The organism is Streptomyces sp. NPDC050534, from assembly GCF_044457745.1.
In the GTDB taxonomy this organism is placed as follows: domain Bacteria; phylum Actinomycetota; class Actinomycetes; order Streptomycetales; family Streptomycetaceae; genus Streptomyces.
This window is the reverse complement of the sequence record NZ_JBITHF010000002.1, coordinates 795,083-812,237: the sequence shown is the minus strand read 5'-3', so window position 1 is coordinate 812,237 and position 17,155 is coordinate 795,083. Positions and strand designations below refer to the sequence as shown.

Below are 17,155 nucleotides of genomic sequence, written 5' to 3'. Positions count from 1 at the left end.
TACGGCGCACAACGGCCAGTCAGATCGGGAGTTGGATGTGTCACACCCGGCCGTACCCGCAGGTCACGGGCAGCGGACGACCTGACCGGCGTAGGAGAGATTTCCGCCGAAGCCGAAGAGCAGGACCGGGTCGCCGGTGGAGATCGCACCCTGTTCGACCAGCTTGGAGAACGCGAGCGGAATGCTCGCCGCCGAGGTGTTCCCGGACTCGGAGACGTCCCGCGCGACGACGGCGTTGACGGCGCCCAGCTTCTCCGCGAGGGGCTCGATGATCCGCAGGTTCGCCTGGTGCAGCACGACTGCTGCGAGGTCCTCGGGCGCGAGCCCGGCGCGCTCGCACGCCTTGCGCGCGATGGGCGGCAGCTGGGTGGTCGCCCAGCGGTAGACGCTCTGGCCCTCCTGGGCGAACCGCGGCGGGGTGCCCTCGATCCGCACGGCGTGCCCCATCTCGGGCACCGAGCCCCACAGCACGGGACCGATGCCGGCGTCGTCGGTCGCCTCCACGACGGCCGCCCCCGCGCCGTCGCCGACGAGCACACAGGTGGTGCGGTCGCTCCAGTCGGTCACCTCGGACATCTTGTCCGCGCCGATGACCAGCGCGCGGCCCGAGGCGCCCGCCCGCACCGCGTGGTCGGCGGTGGCCAGGGCGTGGGTGAACCCGGCGCAGACGACGTTGACGTCCATCGCGGCGGGCGAGGGGATGCCCAGCCGGGCGGCGACGCGGGCGGCCATGTTGGGCGAGCGGTCGACGGCCGTCGAGGTGGCCACCAGCACCAGGTCGATGTCGCCCGGCGCGAGGCCCGCCGCGGCGAGGGCCTTGGCGGCGGCGTGGCCGGCCAGCTCGTCGACCGGCTCGTCGGGCCCTGCGATGTGGCGGGTGCGGATACCCACCCGCGACGTGATCCACTCGTCACTGGTGTCGACCATGCCCGCCAGGTCCTCGTTGGTGAGTACCTTGGCGGGCTGGTAATGGCCGACGGCGGCGATGCGCGAGCCGTTCATGCGGTGGTCCCCCTTGTTGCCCTGGGTTGCGGATCCACCAGTCTGATCAGTGACTCACGGGTACGAGGGCAGCCGAGCGGACAGGATTACGGCGTCCGGGTTGTCGGATTCTGTCAGGCTCTCGGACGCCCGAACACCTGTCGAACGGTCACCCGGCGTCGCCTCACCCCGTGAACAGCTGCGTCGCCTTCTGGACTAGCTCGTAGAGCCCGTAGACGAGCGGCGCCCCCACCCACAGCCAGGAGAAGGCGATCAGGGGGATGGGGGTCCCCCCGCTCGAGCGAAGCCGAGAGTGGGGGAGGTCAGGCGGACTCTGGCTGCTGTCGTGCGACATCGGCGGCCTCCCTCGGGGCGGGGATGTGGTGGCGGGCACTGACGGGGCGGACGAACTCGTTGGCCACGAAGCCGACGACGAGCAGCCCGATCATGATGAGGAAGGACAGGCCGTACAGGGCGGAGCCGTGCTTGCCCGCGCTCTCCTGCCGGTCGGCGATCCAGTTGACGATCAGCGGTCCGAGGACGCCGGCCGTGGACCAGGCGGTCAGCAGCCGTCCGTGGATCGCGCCGACCTCGTGGGTGCCGAAGAGGTCCTTGAGGTAGGCGGGGACGGTCGCGAAGCCGCCGCCGTAGAAGGAGAGGATCACCAGCGCGCACAGGACGAACAGCGGCTTGGAGGAGTCGCCGTACAGCGCGATCAGCGCGTACATCAGCGCGCCGACGCCCAGGTAGACGCGGTAGACGTTCTTGCGGCCGATCAGGTCGGAGGCCGAGGACCAGCCGATGCGGCCCGCCATGTTGGCGGCGGACAGCAGCGCGACGAAGCCGGCCGCGGCCGAGACCGACACGGGCGTGGACGTGCCCGCGAAGAAGTCCGTGATCATCGGGGCGGCCTTCTCCAGGATGCCGATGCCCGCGGTCACGTTCGTGCAGAGCACGAGCCACAGCAGCCAGAACTGCGGGGTGCGCACGGCGCTGCGCGCGGAGACCTGCGGGCCCTGGAAGGCGCTCGGCGCACCCTCGACCGGCTTCTCCGTGCGCGGGACCCGCACCAGCAGCACGCCCAGGGACATGAAGACGGCGTACGACAGCCCGTGCACGAGGAACGCGAGCGCGATCCCGGTGCTGTCGGTGCCGAACGACTGGAGCATCTGCGCCGACCACGGCGAGGCGATGAGCGCGCCGCCGCCGAAGCCCATGATCGCGATGCCGGTGGCCATGCCGGGCCGGTCCGGGAACCACTTGATCAGGGTGGAGACGGGCGAGATGTAGCCGATGCCGAGGCCGATGCCGCCGACGAAGCCGTAGCCGAAGACGATCAGCCAGTACTGCTCGGTGTAGGCGCCGAGCGCCGAGAGCAGGAAGCCGGACGAGAAGCAGATCAGGGCGACGGTCATCGCCCAGCGCGGGCCCTTGCGCTCCACCAGCGTGCCGCCGAACGCGGCCGACAGGCCCAGCATGACGATGCCGAGCTGGAAGGGCAGCGCGCTCTGCGTGCCGCTCAGACCCAGCGCCGACTCGAGCGGCGGCTTGAAGACGCTCCAGGCGTACGCCTGGCCGATGGAGAGGTGGACGGCGAGCGCGGCGGGGGGAACGAGCCAGCGGCTCCAGCCGGCGGGGGCGACGGGGGGACTCATGATCCCGAACGGTAGGCAGTCGCACGGTTGTTGAAAAGGCGACGGGTCGACCGTATGCGGTGAACGGTATGCAGAACGCGACGAACGGTCGGACCGACCGGTTTTCCAATGCGTGCGCGAACCCTTGCTGCCCCTCCCTCCATACTGTAGACAATATTCAGTCGACGACGTTCGACAGACACCATCTCCGCGGTATCCCTCGAACCGAACGGAGCTCCCTCACCATGAAAGTCGCAGTCCTCGGCGCCGGTGCGATCGGCGCCTACGTCGGAGCCGCGCTGCATCGCGCCGGCGCCGACGTGCATCTCGTAGCCCGTGGACCCAACTTGGCGGCCATGAGGCAGCACGGAGTACGGGTGCTCAGCCCGCGCGGAGACTTCACCGCGCGCGCCCACGCCACCGACGACCCGGCCGAGATCGGCCCGGTCGACTATGTCTTCCTGGGCCTGAAGGCCAACTCGTACGCGGCGTGCGGGCCGCTGATCGAGCCACTGCTGCACGACACCACGGCGGTCGTGGCCGCCCAGAACGGCATCCCCTGGTGGTACTTCCACCGGCACGGCGGCCCGTACGACGGCCACCGCGTCGAGAGCGTGGACCCGGACGGCGCGGTCAGTGCGGTGCTCGCGCCCGAACGGGCCGTGGGATGCGTCGTCTACGCGGCGACCGAACTCGAAGAGCCAGGTGTCGTACGGCACTTGGAAGGCACCCGGTTCTCCATCGGCGAGCCCGACCGCAGCATGTCCAAGCGCTGCACGGAGTTCAGTGAGGCCATGGTCGCCGGCGGGCTGAAGTGCCCGGTGGAGCCGGATCTGCGCAACGACATCTGGCTCAAGCTGCTCGGCAACATCTCCTTCAACCCGATCAGCGCGCTGGCCCGCGCCACCATGCGGCAGATGTGCCTGCACGGCGGCACCCGCAAGGTCATCGAGACCATGATGGCCGAGACGCTCGCCGTCGCCGAGGCGCTCGGCTGCGAGGTCGGCATCTCCATCGAACGCCGGCTCGCGGGCGCCGAGAGGGTCGGCGACCACCGCACCTCCACGCTCCAGGACCTGGAGCGCGGCAAACCGCTCGAACTCGACGTACTGCTGGCCGCCGTCGTCGAGTTGGCGGAGATCACCGGCGTCGACGTGCCCACCCTGCGCACCGTGCACGCCATCTCGGACCTGCTCGCGCTGAGGAGCGCCGCATGAGGAGTCTCGTATGAGGAAGCGGCAACCGAAGACCTACACCCGACTGACCCACCCCCTCGTGCGGGACTCCCGCGACGAGCCGCTGCGGCGAGCCACCTGGGACGAGGCCCTGGACCGGGTGACGCGGGGCCTGGAGCGCAACCGCGGCGCGTTCGGCATGTTCGCCTGCGCCCGCGCGACCAACGAGATGAACTACGTGGCGCAGAAGTTCGCGCGGGTCGTCATGGGCACCAACAACGTCGACTCCTGCAACCGCACCTGCCACGCGCCGAGCGTCGCCGGCCTCTCGGCCGCGTTCGGCTCGGGCGGCGGGACCTCCTCCTACGAGGAGATCGAGCACACGGACGTCATCGTGATGTGGGGCTCCAACGCCCGCTTCGCGCACCCGATCTTCTTCCAGCACGTGCTCAAGGGGATCAGGAACGGCGCCCGGATGTACGCCGTCGACCCGCGCCGCACCTCCACCGCCGAGTGGGCGGAGAGCTGGCTCGGCCTCAACGTCGGCACCGACATCCCGATGGCGCACGCCGTCGCCCGCGAGATCATCCACGCGGGCCTGGCCAACGAGGCGTTCATCGAGCGGGCCACCACCGGCTACGAGGAGTACAAGAAGCTCGTCGAGCCGTGGACGCTCTCGCTCGCCGAGAAGGTGACCGGCGTACCGGCCAGGGCCATCAAGGAACTGGCGCACGCCTACGCCCGCGCCGAGCGCGCCCAGCTGTGCTGGACCCTCGGCATCACCGAGCACCACAACGGCACGGACAACGTCCGCGCGCTGATCAACCTCTCGCTGCTCACCGGCCAAGTGGGGCGCTACGGCGCCGGGTTGCAGCCCCTGCGCGGCCAGAACAACGTGCAGGGCGGCGGCGACATGGGCGCGATCCCCAACCGCCTGCCCGGCTTCCAGGACATCCTCGACCCCGGGACCCGGCTGAAGTTCGAGTCGGCCTGGGACACCGTCCTCCAGCCCCACTACGGACTGAACCTGACCGAGATGTTCGAGGCGATGGAGGACGGCTCCATCCGGGCCGTCTACTGCATCGGCGAGAACCCGGCACAGTCGGAGGCGGACAGCGATCAGGCGATCCGCCGTATGCAGGCGCTCGACTTCCTCGTCGTCCAGGACATCTTCCTGACCAGGACCGCCGAGCTGGCGGACGTGGTGCTGCCCGCGACCGCGGGCTGGGCGGAGACCGACGGCACGACCACCAGCAGTGAGCGGCGGGTCCAGCGGGTGCGCAAGGCGGTCACCCCGCCCGGCGAGGCCCGCGAGGACGTCGACATCATGTGCGAGATCGCCGAACGCCTCGGGCACGACTGGAAGTACGCCGACTCCGAGGCAGTCTGGAACGAGCTCAGGTCCGTCTCCCCCGACCACTACGGCATGACGTACGACCGCCTGGAGGAGCACCAGGGCATCCAGTGGCCCTGCCCGAGCACCGACGGGATCGAACCGACCTATCTGCACGGCCGGTTGTGGGAGAAGGACCCGGACCGGCGGGGAACGCCCGCGCCGTTCGGGCTCGTCCAGCACGATCCGCCCGTCGACCTCACGGACGAGGAGTACCCGCTCCGGCTGACCACCGGACGGCGCCTCGACTCCTACAACACCGGTGTGCAGAGCGGCGGTTTCGCCTCACCGCTGCGGCGCGGCGAGTACGTCGAGCTGAGCCCGGAGGACGCCGAGCGGTACGGGGTCGTCGTGGGCGAGGAGGTACAGGTGTCCTCCCGGCGGAGCGCGGTCGTGGCCCCGGTGTGGGTCGATCCGGCGCTGCGGCCCGGGCTCGCCTTCATGACCATGCACTTCCCCGACGAGGTGGACACCAACAGCCTGACGATCGAGGCCAACTGCCCGATCGCCGGCACGGCGGAGTTCAAGGCGTCGGCCATCCGGATCGAGAAGCTTCCCGTCGCGACCATCGTGAGGTGACCTGGTGGATCTGCACTTCGGCGACAGCAAGCCGACGGACGAGGAACGGGCGGCCGTGGACGCGCTGCTCGGCCCTCCGGAGTCCTCCTGGGAGGGCGCCGACCGGTCCGACGCCGACCTCCGGTGGGCGCGCGGCGGCCGCGAGGCCAGGGACCGGCGTGACCTGCTGCTGCCGGGGCTGCACGCGATCAACGACCGGGTCGGCTGGATCAGCGAGGGCGCCCTCGACCACCTGTGCCGGCGGCTGACCGTGCCGCCGGCGGAGGCGTACGGCGTGGCCACCTTCTACGCCATGTTCTCGGTGAAGCCACGTCCGGCCACCGTCCTGCACGTCTGCACCGACCTCGCATGCGCGGCGGCCGGGGCGTCCGGACTCTGCGAAGGCGTGGAGTCCCGGCTCGGGCCCGGCAGCGGCGTCCAGGTCGAGCGCAGCCCCTGCCTCGGCCTGTGCGAGCGGGCCCCGGCGGCGCTCGCGATCAAGGCCGGCGACCCGGTGCGTACGGCGGTGTCGGCGCCGGCGACGGTCCATGAGGCCGTACTGGCCGCGAGCTCGCCGGACTCGGCGCCGGAGGAACCGCCTGCGGCGATGGCGGTCCCACAGGCCGGGAACCCCGGGCTGGCGCTCCTCGGCCGCGTCGGAGTCGTGGACCCGTCGTCGCTGGACGACTACCGCTCCCACGGCGGCTACACCGCCCTGCGCCGGGCCTTCGAGCTCGGCCCCGCCGGAGTCATCCGCGAGGTCACCGACTCCGGCCTGGTCGGGCGCGGCGGCGCCGCCTTCCCCACCGGCCGCAAATGGCAGGCCACGGCGTCGCAGCCCGACCACCCCCACTACCTGGTGTGCAACGCCGACGAGTCCGAGCCGGGCACCTTCAAGGACCGCGTGATCATGGAGGGCGACCCGTACGCGCTGGTGGAGGCGATGACGATCGCCGCGTACGCGACCGGCGCGCACCGGGGCTACATCTACCTGCGCGGCGAATACCCGCGCGCGCTGCGGCGCATGGAGCACGCGATCGCGCAGGCACGCACGCGTGGCTTCCTCGGCGACGACGTCCTCGGCCAGGGCTACGCCTTCGACATCGAGATACGGCGCGGCGCGGGCGCCTACATCTGCGGCGAGGAGACGGCACTGTTCAACTCCATCGAGGGCTACCGGGGCGAACCGCGCTCCAAGCCGCCCTTCCCGGTGGAGAAGGGCCTGTTCGGCAGGCCCACCGTCGAGAACAACGTGGAGACGCTGGTCAACGTCCTGCCGATCCTGACCATGGGCGCCCAGGCGTACGCGGCGATCGGCACGGAGAAGTCGACGGGACCGAAGCTGTTCTGCGTCTCGGGCAGCGTGGCGCGGCCCGGCATCTACGAGCTGCCGTTCGGCGCCACGCTGGGCGAGCTGCTGGACCTCGCCGGGGTACGCCCAGGGCTACGGGCCGTGCTCCTGGGCGGGGCCGCCGGCGGCTTCGTACGGGCCGACGAACTGGACATCCCGCTCACCTTCGAAGGCACCCGCGAGGCGGGCACCACCCTCGGCTCCGGCGTGGTGATGGCCTTCGACGACACCGTCCCCCTGCCCCGGCTGCTGCTGCGCATCGCGGAGTTCTTCCGCGACGAGTCCTGCGGGCAGTGCGTGCCCTGCCGGGTCGGAACCGTACGCCAGGAGGAGGCGCTGCACCGGATCGTGGAGCGCTCGGGCGCGGCCGCCGCCGACGACATCGCCCTGCTCAGGGACGTCGGCCGCGCGATGCGGGACGCCTCGATCTGCGGTCTGGGACAGACCGCGTGGAACGCCGTGGAATCCGCCATCGACCGTCTGGGGGCGTACGAATGACCGTGACACCGCTGGGGATCCCGCGCCGGCTGCTGGAGTTCACCATCGACGGGGAGGCCGTGCGCGCACCCGAGGGCGCGACGATCCTCGACGCCTGCCGGGCCGCCGGGAAGGACGTCCCGACCCTCTGCGAGGGCGACACGCTGCGGCCCAAGAACGCCTGCCGCGTCTGTGTCGTCGAGGTGGAGGGCTCCCGGACCCTGGTCCCGGCCTGCTCCCGAAAGGCCGAACCAGGCATGGAGGTGCGGACCGGGACCGAACGGGCCCGCCACAGCCGCAGGATCGTCCTCGAACTCCTGGCCTCCTCGGTCGACCTGTCGACGACGCCACAAGTCGCCGGGTGGATCAAGGAGTACAAGGCGAAGCCGGACCGCTTCGGCCCGGACGCGGCCCGCCTCGACGAGGAACCGAAGGTCGACAACGATCTGTACGTGCGCGACTACGACAAGTGCATCCTCTGCTACAAGTGCGTGGACGCCTGCGGCGACCAGTGGCAGAACACCTTCGCGATCTCGGTCTCCGGGCGCGGCTTCGACGCGCGGATCGCCGTCGAGCAGGACGCCCCGCTCACCGACTCGGCGTGCGTGTACTGCGGCAACTGCATCGAGGTCTGCCCCACCGGAGCGCTGTCGTTCAAGTCGGAGTTCGACATGCGTGCGGCGGGTACCTGGGACGAGGCGGCCCAGACGGAGACGACGACCATCTGCGCGTACTGCGGAGTGGGCTGCAACCTCACGCTCCATGTGCAGGACAATGAGATCGTCAAGGTCACCTCCCCGCACGACAACCCGGTGACCCACGGCAACCTCTGCATCAAGGGCCGCTTCGGCTACCAGCACGTACAGAACCGGGACTGAGACACGACATGGGACGAGTCACGGAACGACGCAAGGTGATCCGCATCCGGGACGGGGCGATCTCCACCCGCCCGGACACGCTCGTCGCCGAGGAACCCCTGGAGATCAGACTCAACGGCAAGCCGCTCGCGATCACCATGCGCACCCCGGGCGACGACTTCGCCCTGGCCGCGGGCTTCCTGGTGAGCGAGGGCGTGCTGGCCGAGCGGTCGGACCTGCGGAACATCGTGTACTGCGCGGGCGCCACGGCCGACGGCTCCAACACGTACAACGTGGTGGACGTGCAGACCGCCCCGGGCGTGGCCATCCCCGACATCACGCTCGAGCGGAACGTCTACACGACCTCGTCCTGCGGCCTGTGCGGCAAGGCGAGCCTGGACGCGGTCCGTACGACGGCCCGATGGCCGATCGCCGACACTCCCCCGGTCCGCGTCGGGCCCGAGCTGCTCGCGAGCCTCCCCGACCGGCTGCGGGCGGCCCAGCGGGTCTTCGACCGGACCGGGGGCCTGCACGCGGCGGCACTGTTCTCCGAGGACGGCGAGCTGCTGGACATACGGGAGGACGTGGGCCGGCACAACGCGGTCGACAAGCTGGTCGGCCGCGCCCTGCAGAACGGCGGGCTGCCGCTTTCCCGGGCGATCCTGCTGGTCTCCGGCCGTGCCTCCTTCGAGCTGGCCCAGAAGGCGGTCATGGCCGGGATCCCGGTCCTGGCGGCCGTCTCGGCACCGTCCTCGCTGGCCGTCGACCTGGCCGCGGAGACCGGGCTGACCCTGGTGGGATTCCTGCGGGGCAGCTCCATGAACGTGTACGCGGGCGAGGACCGCATCGCCCTGCGGACCGCGGCCGCCCAAGGGTGACCGCCTCTCCGCGACACGGCGGCGGGGCCCCGACCGGCGGGGAGCGCCCCCTGCGCCGCAGGGGCCCCGCCTCAGGCTCAGGCCGGCCCCGAAGACCGCGCCGCCTCGACGAAGGCGGCGATCAGGGGTGAGCGGCGGCTCGTCTCCCAGGCCAGGAACACCTGGCCGGGCTCGGCGTCCGGCACGGGCACGTAGGTGATGTCGCGGCGGGAGTACTGCTGCGTCCACCGCCGGCGCCCTCCCGGTGGGCCGCGTCGGCGAACCGGCCGACGTCGCCGAGGCGTACCTGTACCTGATGCGCGGCGGCTACAGCACGGGCTCGGTCGTGACGGTGGACGGCGGCGGGACGCTGGTCTGAGGCGGGTGCGGGGCCCACGCGCACGGCGTCCCCCTCTCACCCCACGAACCGCACCTCCCCCACCGTCACCACCGTCCCCAGCCGCGGGAAGTCCAGCCGCACCGACGCCTCGTGCTCGGCCGGGGTGAACGCCGACATGGCGTCCTCGACGAAGACCAGGTCGTAGCCGAGGTCGCCGGCGGCGCGGGCGGTGGATTCGACGCCGAGGTTGGTGGCGATGCCGCCGAACACGAGGGTACGGACGCCGAGTTCGCGCAGCCGCTCGTCCAGGTCCGTGCCCTGGAAGCCGCCGATGGTCCGCTTCACGATCTCCAGATCGCCGTCCCGGGCCAGTCCGGCGACCAGCCCGCTGCCGGGTGGCTGCTCGGCGACGCCGGTGCGTTCGACGCGGATCAGGACGACGGGCGCGCCCGCCTCGCGGAACGCGGTCGCCAGCTCCTGGGCGGCGGACAGGACTTCGGTGCCCTTGTGCGGCTCCAGCGGCAGCGCGACGATCCGGTCCATCAGATCGACGAGGACGAGGGCGGTGCGCGCGGGGTCGAGGGCGAGAGGTGCGGTCATGACGGAACGTTATCCGTCATCAGCCCTCCGTGCCGGAGATCCGGATCAACAAGCCCAGGAACCGGTCACGTTCGGCCGCCGAGAGCGGGGCGAGCAGTTCGTCGTTGGCGGCACGCGCCGCCCGCTCGCAGCGCTCGAGCAGCCGCGCGCCCTCCCCGGTGAGGGACACCGCGTTCTTGCGGCGGTCCCTGGGGTCCGGCTCGCGCACGACCAGCCCGGCGGCCTGTAGGTCGTTGAGGACGCCGACCAGGTCCTTGGGATCGAGCCCCACGCCGCGGCCGAGGTCGGCCTGGGCGACGGGCGCGAGGTCGCGGACGGCGGAGAGCACCACGTGGTGCCACATCTTCAGCCCCTCCGCGGCCAGCGCCTCGGCCACCAGGGCCCGGCCGCGGGCGGCGGCACGGCCGAGCAGCCAGCTGGGCAGCGAACGGATCGCGGCGAGGGGAGCTTCGGGCGGGGGTGCGTCGGGCATGGCGACAGCCTAGCGAGAAGTCGTTGGACTTCCCCATGAATCGCAAATACCGTTGGGGCCCCCAACGATTCCGACGATTCCGTCGGGAGATCCGACGAGCCATGGAGGTGCCGTGCGCCGCGTCCGCTACGAATCCCAGGGCGGCCCCTTGTTCCTGGAGGAGGCGGCGGTCCCCGAACCAGCCCCCGGCGAACTCCTCGTCCGCTGCGAGGCCGTCGGTGTCACGCTCCCCGTCGTGCGCAAGGTCACCGAGGCCGCCGAACCGATCCCGCTGGGCGGCGAGATCGCCGGGGACGTCGTGGCCGTCGGCGAGGGCGTCACCCGCTTCCGGACCGGTGAGCGCGTGACCGGCCTGTGCTTCGGGCACGGCTACGCCGACTTCGCGCCCCTGCAGGAGGCCATGGCCTCACCCGTGCCGGACGGCGCCACGGCCGTGGACGCGGTCGCCCTGGTGCGTAGCGGCCTGGTCGCGCTCGGCGCCCTGACCGCCGCGCGCCCCGAGCCGGGCGAGTCGGCCCTGGTCACGGCCGCCGCGAGCGGCGTCGGCCACCTCGCCGTTCAGCTGGCGAGGACACGGGGTGCGGCCCGGGTGGTGGGGGCCGTGTCCGACCCGGGAAAGGCCGATTTCGTGCACTCCCTCGGCGCCGACGAAGTGGTCTCGTACGGCGACGCGAGCTGGGGCGAGCCCGTCGGCTACGCCCTCGACGCCGTGGGCGGCGACCTCCTCACCCCGGCGATCGCCGCACTCGCACCCGGCGGCCGGCTGGTGGCGTACAGCTCGGGCGGCGGGACCGTCCAGGCGTACGACCTGCTCGTGGGCGCCAAGTCGGTGATCGGCTTCCAGATGGCGCGAATCGCGCGAGGCCAGCCGGAGTTGTACGAGCGATGGCGGCAGGAGCTCTGGAGTCTTTTCGCCGCGGGGGATCTGCAACCCGCTCTGCACGGCGAGTTCAGCCTGGAGGACGCGGCGCGGGCCCACGCGGTGATCGAGTCGCGGGGCAACCGGGGCAAGGTGGTGCTCCGGCCGTGAAATCTGCTTCCTGCGTCGTCTCTGACGCCCCATCACCCACCCCTCCGGGCAGCCGCCGGGCACGGCACCCCCGGCAGGTGGCTCGTCACTTGTGAAGAGTTTCATGGGCCGCGCCCGTGCCACGCCCGTGCGGCCGGACGTCCGCGTCGGAGGAAGCCACTTTGGATGCCGGCCCCACCCTGCTTGGCCGAGAGCCGCCTCCTCCAACCCCGTACGTCAGGTCCCCACGTCGAGCCAGCGTGTCTCACGGGCGATGGACAGCACCTCGGCAGGGTTGGTGTGGAACCACTCCGTGCCCACGGCAGACGCGATCCGCCGTCCCCGGCCGTCCAGGACCGAATGCAGATAGCGCTCGAGGTCGCGATGGTGATTGGTGCGAAGGAGCAGGGCGCACACCGGCTTCTCAGGTACGTATCCCTGTTCCGCGACGCGGCGGGCAGCACTGTACGCGCTCATGCCCACCTTGCATTCCCAGTGCTCCGACTTGGCCGCCCGGGCACGGTCGCGGTACGCCGGGAGGTACCACACGTAGACGCTGCCGCCCCCCTTGCCCACAGCCGCGTCGAATCCGTCCGCAGGAGGGCCCAGGACGAGCTCCTGCACCGCATCCCGGTCCGGCGCCGTGCTCGCTCGCGTGTAGTAGCCCTGTCGGGGATTGGCCGGCACTCCTGTCGCCTTGCCCGTCCGCAGGGCCTTCTTGACCGCCCCGAGGAGGTGCCCGGGCTCCTTGAAGATCCCCCCTTGCTCCGCGTGCAGCCTCTCCAGCAGGCGGATGATCTCGCCGCGCGTCAACGGTTGGTCCCCCGCATGCTGAAGCAGCAGGTCGAGGCAGGCTGCCGGGCTGAGCGGCATGCCACGGTACAGGTATGTCTGGTCCACTACCGGCATGGGCTGGACGCTAGTAGGCCCTAAGAGAGAGAAAGGCCCGAACGGCGAGCTTCACCCCAAGGGGTGAAACGGGACCCGCCTGCCCCGGCGGCTGCACCCCCCAGGTCCCTGCCGACGACCCGGACGCCCTCGTCTGCCGCAAGGGGGGCGCGGCGACCGCCCCGTCGCCGAGTCCCGGACCCGCGGCCGTACTTCCCGTCCTGCCGGCCGTCCTGCGCCGCCGGGAGGCCACCGGCCGGGGGAGACACCGGCCCGGAAGACACCGATCGGGCGCACGGTCCTTGTGGGGCCCGGGAGACCGCAACTAGCCTCGGTGACCCGGACGTTGGACGTGGGATGTCCAGATGTCCAGACCTCCGAAGGGCAGGTTCGCACCATGCCGTCACGTCTTCGCGCGCGTCTGAGATCCGTCGTCACCGCGGTCGCCGTCCTGGTGGGCGTGGCCGTGCTCCCGAGTCCCGCACACGCCCAATCCCCGGCCGGGACCCCCGTGTTCGAGCAGCAGATCATCTTCAAGGCATCGCAGGACCCCGGCTATGCGTGCTTCCGCATACCGGCGATCGTGAGGACGAACGACGGCACGCTGCTGGCCTTCGCCGAGGGCCGCGTCCTCAACTGCGGGGACGCGGCCGACATCGACATCGTCCTCAAGCGCTCCACGGACGGCGGCCGCACCTGGGGCCCGCTGCAGGTCGTCAGCGACGGCGGCGGCGACACGCACGGCAACCCGGCGCCGATCGTGGACCGCAGGACCGGCCGCGTCCTGCTGGCCGAGACGTACAACACCGGCCGTACGGACAGCGGCAGTTGCTCGGTCCCGTGCGACCGCACCCCGCACCTGCAGTACAGCGACGACGACGGAGTCACCTGGTCCCCGCCGCGCGACCTCAGCTCCGAGATCCTGCCCGCGAACTGGAACTCCTGGTACGCCACCGGCCCCGTGCACGGCATCCAGCTGAGCCGCGGCAAGCACGCCGGGAGGCTGGTGTTCGGCGTCAACACCGAGACGTGGAACGGCAGTCGGGTTGTGGCCAACCATGCGGCACTGATCGTCAGCGACGACGGCGGCGACCACTGGCGGATCGGCGCCACCGACTCCTGGCCGATCGCCGACGACGGCACCTTCCGGCAGAAGCCCTCCGAGATGACGCTCACCGAGCGCACCGACGGCTCGGTCCTGGTCAGCGGCCGTGAGACGGACGGGACCGACCTCGGCCACCGCACCCAGGCCGTCAGCCGCGACGGCGGCGACAGCTTCACCGCCCCCTTCCGCGCCCTCCCGGACCTCTACACGCCCCAGGTGCAGGGCTCGATGCTCCGCCTCGGCGACCGCATCCTGCTGGCCTGTCCCGGCGACCCCGACCGCCGCCGAACGATGATGATCCGCTCCTCCTACGACGGCGGCCGCACCTGGGACAGCGTGGACCACGGCACGGTCGTCACCACGGACTGGTCGGGCTACTCCGACATGGCGCGCATCGACGTGGACACGGTGGGGCTGATGTACGAGGGCGGCGCCGTCGACGCGCGCGACGAGATCCGCTTCGCGCGCTTCGACGAGGACTGGCTGCAACCGCGCCGCGGCCCGGACCCCACCACCACCGATTTCGCCCGGCACGCGCGTCCCGCGGCCGTGCTCGGCGGCGCCGGGACGACGGACGGCGTGTTCGGCCGGGCGCTGGAGTTCGACGGCGTCGACGACGCCGTACGCCTGCCGTATCGCGACGAACTCCCCCTGGGGACCGAGGACTTCACCGCGTCGCTCTGGTTCCGCTACACCGCCACGACCGGTGAGCAGCCGCTGTTGTGGATGGGCGGGATCGGGACCACGCAGCCCCAGGTCTGGCTGCGCGGCGAGCCCGCGAGCAACCGCATCCAGGGCCTGATCACCGTGCGCAACGGCGCGGCGGCCCCGCAGTCGGCGTCCGTGCGCACGAACGGCGCCTACAACGACGGCCAGTGGCACCGTCTCACCCTGCGCCGCGGCGGCGGACAGCTCACGATCGCGGTCGACGGTGTGCAGACGACGACGGCGGACGTACCGGGGTCGGTCAGCCGCAACTCGCCGTTCGGCGTGCACATCGGGCAGCGCATGGACAGCCGCGCCTTCTTCACCGGTGCGATCGACGACGTCCATGTGTGGGACCGGGCGCTGAGCGACGAGGAGCTCGCCGGCCGAGCGGCCTCGCTGAAGGACACCGTGCTGTGGCTACCCATGGACCATGTGAGCGGCAGCCACTAACGTCCCGTCCGTGCCCGAGGACGCACGAGCACGACAGCGGACGGGAACCGGCCTCGGCCTGCTGCTGGCCCTGGTTCTCGGGGCCGTGCTGCTCACCGCCCTCCCGGACCACCACGGCCGGGAGGGCGGATGCGCACCGCACAAGGTCGCCTCGTGGTCGCCCGACAAGGGCCTCACCGGCGAGTTCGCCCGCTACGGCGACGACGCCACCCGCACCGACGACTGGACCGGCGGCGACGGCACCCACTCGGTGCGGCTGCCGGACGGCCGGGTGCTGTGGCTGTTCTCGGACACGTATCTCGGCCAGGTGCACGGTCCGCCCAACCCGGTCGGCGAGTCGTACGCCTGGCGGGACCGGACGGCCCCGCTGGTGCGCAACTCGGCCGTGGTGATGGACGGCAAGGACCGGCTGAGGACCACGCTCCCCACCCCGCTCTTCCCGGACCCGGCCCCCGACCAGTGGCGCTGGCCCGTCGCCGCCCGCGTCGAGCCCCGCTCCCCCGGCTCTGCCGAGAAGGTCGTCCGGGTACTGCTGTGGGTGCGGACGGCCGGGCAGTCGCCGTGGATCTACGGGGTGCCCACCGCCACCGAGGTCGCCACCCTGTCGCTTCCCGGCCTGCGGGTCGAGTCGGTGGTGAAGGTGCTCGACCAGAGCCTGGTCCCCGATCCCTCCCGGCGCGTCCTGTTCGGCACCACGCTGGTCGAGAAGGAGGGCTGGACGTACGTGTTCGGCGGCGACGACGGGCAGGCCGCGTCACGGCCGGCCTCGTCCGCGTACGTGGCGCGGGTGCCGGAGGGGCGGCTCGGGGAGCCGTCCGCGTGGCGGTACTGGAGCGGCTCCGGATGGGGGCTGACGCCGCAGCCGCTGCGCGGCGCCAAGGTGGGCAGCGCCTTCTCGGTGGTGCCGGTGGACGGCACGTACATGCTGTTCACGATGGCCTCGGGGACGGCGGGCCTGACCACCGTGACCTCGTACTGGTCCTGCTCCCCCACCGGGCCCTGGCACGGCCCGGCGAAGGACTTCAGCCCCGCCCTGCCGACGGCCGGGGTCGCCGCGTACAACCCGCAGGCGCACCCCGCTGTGTCGAACAGCGCCTCCGGCGCGGGCGGCGGTGACGGACGGCTGGTGCTCAGCTACGACGTCAACTGGCTGGCCACGACCGGCGCCTCGGCGAGCATCAACGCGAACGTGACCCTGTACCGACCGCGGTTCGTGACGGTCCGGCTGACTCGCGGGGGGTGACCGGCGCGGGCTTGTCGCCCGCGCCGCCCGCGCCGCCCGCGTCGTCCGCGTCCTGCGCACGGCGCTTGGCGATCACCGCGCACACCATCAGCTGCATCTGGTGGAAGAGCATCAGCGGCAGCACGGCCAGCGAGGCGTGGGCGCCGAACAGGACGCTCGCCATGGGCAGTCCGGAGGCCAGGGACTTCTTGGACCCGGCGAACTGGATGGCGATGCGGTCCTCGCGGCCGAAGCGGAGCGCCTTCGCGCCGTACCAGGTCAGTGCCAGCATCACGGCGAGCAGCATGGCCTCCACGACCAGCAGGCCGCCGAGCCGGAGCGGGCTGACCTGGTGCCAGATGCCCTTGACCATGCCCTCGCTGAACGCGGTGTAGACGACGAGCAGGATGGAGCCGCGGTCGACCAGGCCGAGGACCTTCTTGTGCCGGGCGATGAAGCCGCCGATCCAGGGGCGCAGCAGCTGCCCCGCGACGAACGGCACCAGCAGCTGGAGCACGATCTGCACGAGCGAGTCGGCGGAGAACCCGCCGGCGCTGCTGCCGAGCACGGCGGCCGCGAGGAGCGGCGTGACGACGATGCCGACGAGGGAGGAGAAGGAGCCCGCGCAGATCGCGGCGGGCACGTTGCCGCGGGCGATCGAGGTGAAGGCGATCGACGACTGGATGGTCGACGGCACGAGCGTGAGGAAGAGCAGGCCCTGGTAGAGCGGCTGGTTCAGCAGGACCGGGACGAGGCCGCGGGCGGCCAGGCCCAGCAGCGGGAAGATCACGAACGTGCAGGCGAGGACCGTGGTGTGCAGCCGCCAGTGCCTGAGCCCGTCCAGCGCCTCACGGGTGGAGAGCCGGGCGCCGTACAGGAAGAAGAGGAAGGCGATCGCGGCCGTGGAGGCGCCCGAGGCCACGTCGGCCCCCGTCCCGCGCGCCGGGAGCAGGGCCGCGAGCCCCACCGTCCCGAGCAGCAGCAGGATGTACGGGTCGATCGGCATCCAACTCGGCCACTGCAGGCGTTTCACGGTGCTCCACTTGCTGGTTCATGTCGTCGGTCCGGGGGCCGGAGG

The 17,155-nt window shown here is 71.7% G+C and carries 14 protein-coding genes; 8 read left to right on the top strand and 6 right to left on the bottom strand.

The features are described from left to right. Window positions 1-63: 63 nt before the first annotated feature. Window positions 64-1,002 carry a beta-ketoacyl-ACP synthase III gene (locus tag ACIBN2_RS09410; protein ID WP_399133632.1) on the bottom strand — a complete coding sequence of 313 codons (939 nt, stop codon included), beginning with the start codon at window positions 1,000-1,002 and terminating at the stop codon, window positions 64-66. Between the two features lie 302 nt (window positions 1,003-1,304). Next, complete coding sequence (locus ACIBN2_RS09405) at window positions 1,305-2,636, bottom strand: OFA family MFS transporter (RefSeq protein WP_399133631.1); 1,332 nt, start codon at window positions 2,634-2,636, stop codon at window positions 1,305-1,307. Between the two features lie 224 nt (window positions 2,637-2,860). Between ACIBN2_RS09405 and ACIBN2_RS09400 the strand changes: the two genes are divergently transcribed. The 5 genes from ACIBN2_RS09400 to fdhD are packed head-to-tail and all read left to right on the top strand — an operon-like array spanning window position 2,861 to window position 9,304. After that, window positions 2,861-3,832, top strand: coding sequence for a 2-dehydropantoate 2-reductase (locus ACIBN2_RS09400; protein WP_399133630.1), 972 nt, complete (start codon window positions 2,861-2,863; stop codon window positions 3,830-3,832). A 10-nt stretch (window positions 3,833-3,842) separates the two neighbouring features. Next, window positions 3,843-5,762, top strand: a complete 1,920-nt coding sequence (locus ACIBN2_RS09395) for a molybdopterin oxidoreductase family protein (RefSeq protein ID WP_399133629.1) — start codon at window positions 3,843-3,845, stop codon at window positions 5,760-5,762. Between the two features lie 4 nt (window positions 5,763-5,766). Continuing rightward, window positions 5,767-7,590: an NADH-ubiquinone oxidoreductase-F iron-sulfur binding region domain-containing protein gene (locus ACIBN2_RS09390; RefSeq protein ID WP_399133628.1), complete on the top strand. Its 1,824-nt coding sequence runs from the start codon at window positions 5,767-5,769 to the stop codon at window positions 7,588-7,590. Then, window positions 7,587-8,447: a 2Fe-2S iron-sulfur cluster-binding protein gene (locus ACIBN2_RS09385; protein ID WP_399133627.1), complete on the top strand. Its 861-nt coding sequence runs from the start codon at window positions 7,587-7,589 to the stop codon at window positions 8,445-8,447. The genes ACIBN2_RS09390 and ACIBN2_RS09385 overlap by 4 nt, the downstream gene beginning before the upstream one ends. Window positions 8,448-8,455: 8 nt before the next feature. Next, window positions 8,456-9,304, top strand: a complete 849-nt coding sequence (gene fdhD / locus ACIBN2_RS09380; protein ID WP_399133626.1) for a formate dehydrogenase accessory sulfurtransferase FdhD — start codon at window positions 8,456-8,458, stop codon at window positions 9,302-9,304. Between the two features lie 394 nt (window positions 9,305-9,698). Here the strand turns inward: fdhD and ACIBN2_RS09375 are convergent, their stop codons facing one another. Both ACIBN2_RS09375 and ACIBN2_RS09370 read right to left on the bottom strand, forming a co-directional pair. Beyond that, a complete protein-coding gene (locus ACIBN2_RS09375; protein WP_399133625.1) occupies window positions 9,699-10,223 on the bottom strand; it encodes an isochorismatase family protein in 525 nt (174 codons plus the stop codon). A 19-nt stretch (window positions 10,224-10,242) separates the two neighbouring features. Then, window positions 10,243-10,695 (bottom strand): MarR family winged helix-turn-helix transcriptional regulator, encoded by a 453-nt coding sequence (locus ACIBN2_RS09370; protein WP_399133624.1) that lies wholly within the window; start codon window positions 10,693-10,695, stop codon window positions 10,243-10,245. Between the two features lie 112 nt (window positions 10,696-10,807). Here ACIBN2_RS09370 and ACIBN2_RS09365 point away from each other — a divergent pair, with 112 nt between their 5' ends. Next, on the top strand, window positions 10,808-11,725 hold the full coding sequence (locus tag ACIBN2_RS09365; protein ID WP_399133623.1) for a zinc-binding alcohol dehydrogenase family protein: 918 nt from the start codon (window positions 10,808-10,810) through the stop codon (window positions 11,723-11,725). A 216-nt stretch (window positions 11,726-11,941) separates the two neighbouring features. Here the strand turns inward: ACIBN2_RS09365 and ACIBN2_RS09360 are convergent, their stop codons facing one another. Then, the gene (locus ACIBN2_RS09360; protein ID WP_399133622.1) at window positions 11,942-12,613 is read right to left on the bottom strand and encodes a GIY-YIG nuclease family protein; all 672 of its coding nucleotides are present in this window, start codon (window positions 12,611-12,613) and stop codon (window positions 11,942-11,944) included. A gap of 376 nt (window positions 12,614-12,989) precedes the next feature. Between ACIBN2_RS09360 and ACIBN2_RS09355 the strand changes: the two genes are divergently transcribed. Together ACIBN2_RS09355 and ACIBN2_RS09350 are read left to right on the top strand one after the other, a co-directional pair. Continuing rightward, window positions 12,990-14,855, top strand: a complete 1,866-nt coding sequence (locus ACIBN2_RS09355) for an exo-alpha-sialidase (protein WP_399133621.1) — start codon at window positions 12,990-12,992, stop codon at window positions 14,853-14,855. A 10-nt stretch (window positions 14,856-14,865) separates the two neighbouring features. Further along, window positions 14,866-16,098, top strand: coding sequence for a hypothetical protein (locus ACIBN2_RS09350; RefSeq protein ID WP_399133620.1), 1,233 nt, complete (start codon window positions 14,866-14,868; stop codon window positions 16,096-16,098). On the opposite strand, the gene ACIBN2_RS09345 is transcribed toward ACIBN2_RS09350, so the two are convergent. Then, complete coding sequence (locus tag ACIBN2_RS09345) at window positions 16,034-17,110, bottom strand: bile acid:sodium symporter family protein (RefSeq protein ID WP_399133619.1); 1,077 nt, start codon at window positions 17,108-17,110, stop codon at window positions 16,034-16,036. The two genes, ACIBN2_RS09350 and ACIBN2_RS09345, sit on opposite strands and share 65 nt — an antisense overlap. Between the last annotated feature and the right edge of the window lie 45 nt (window positions 17,111-17,155).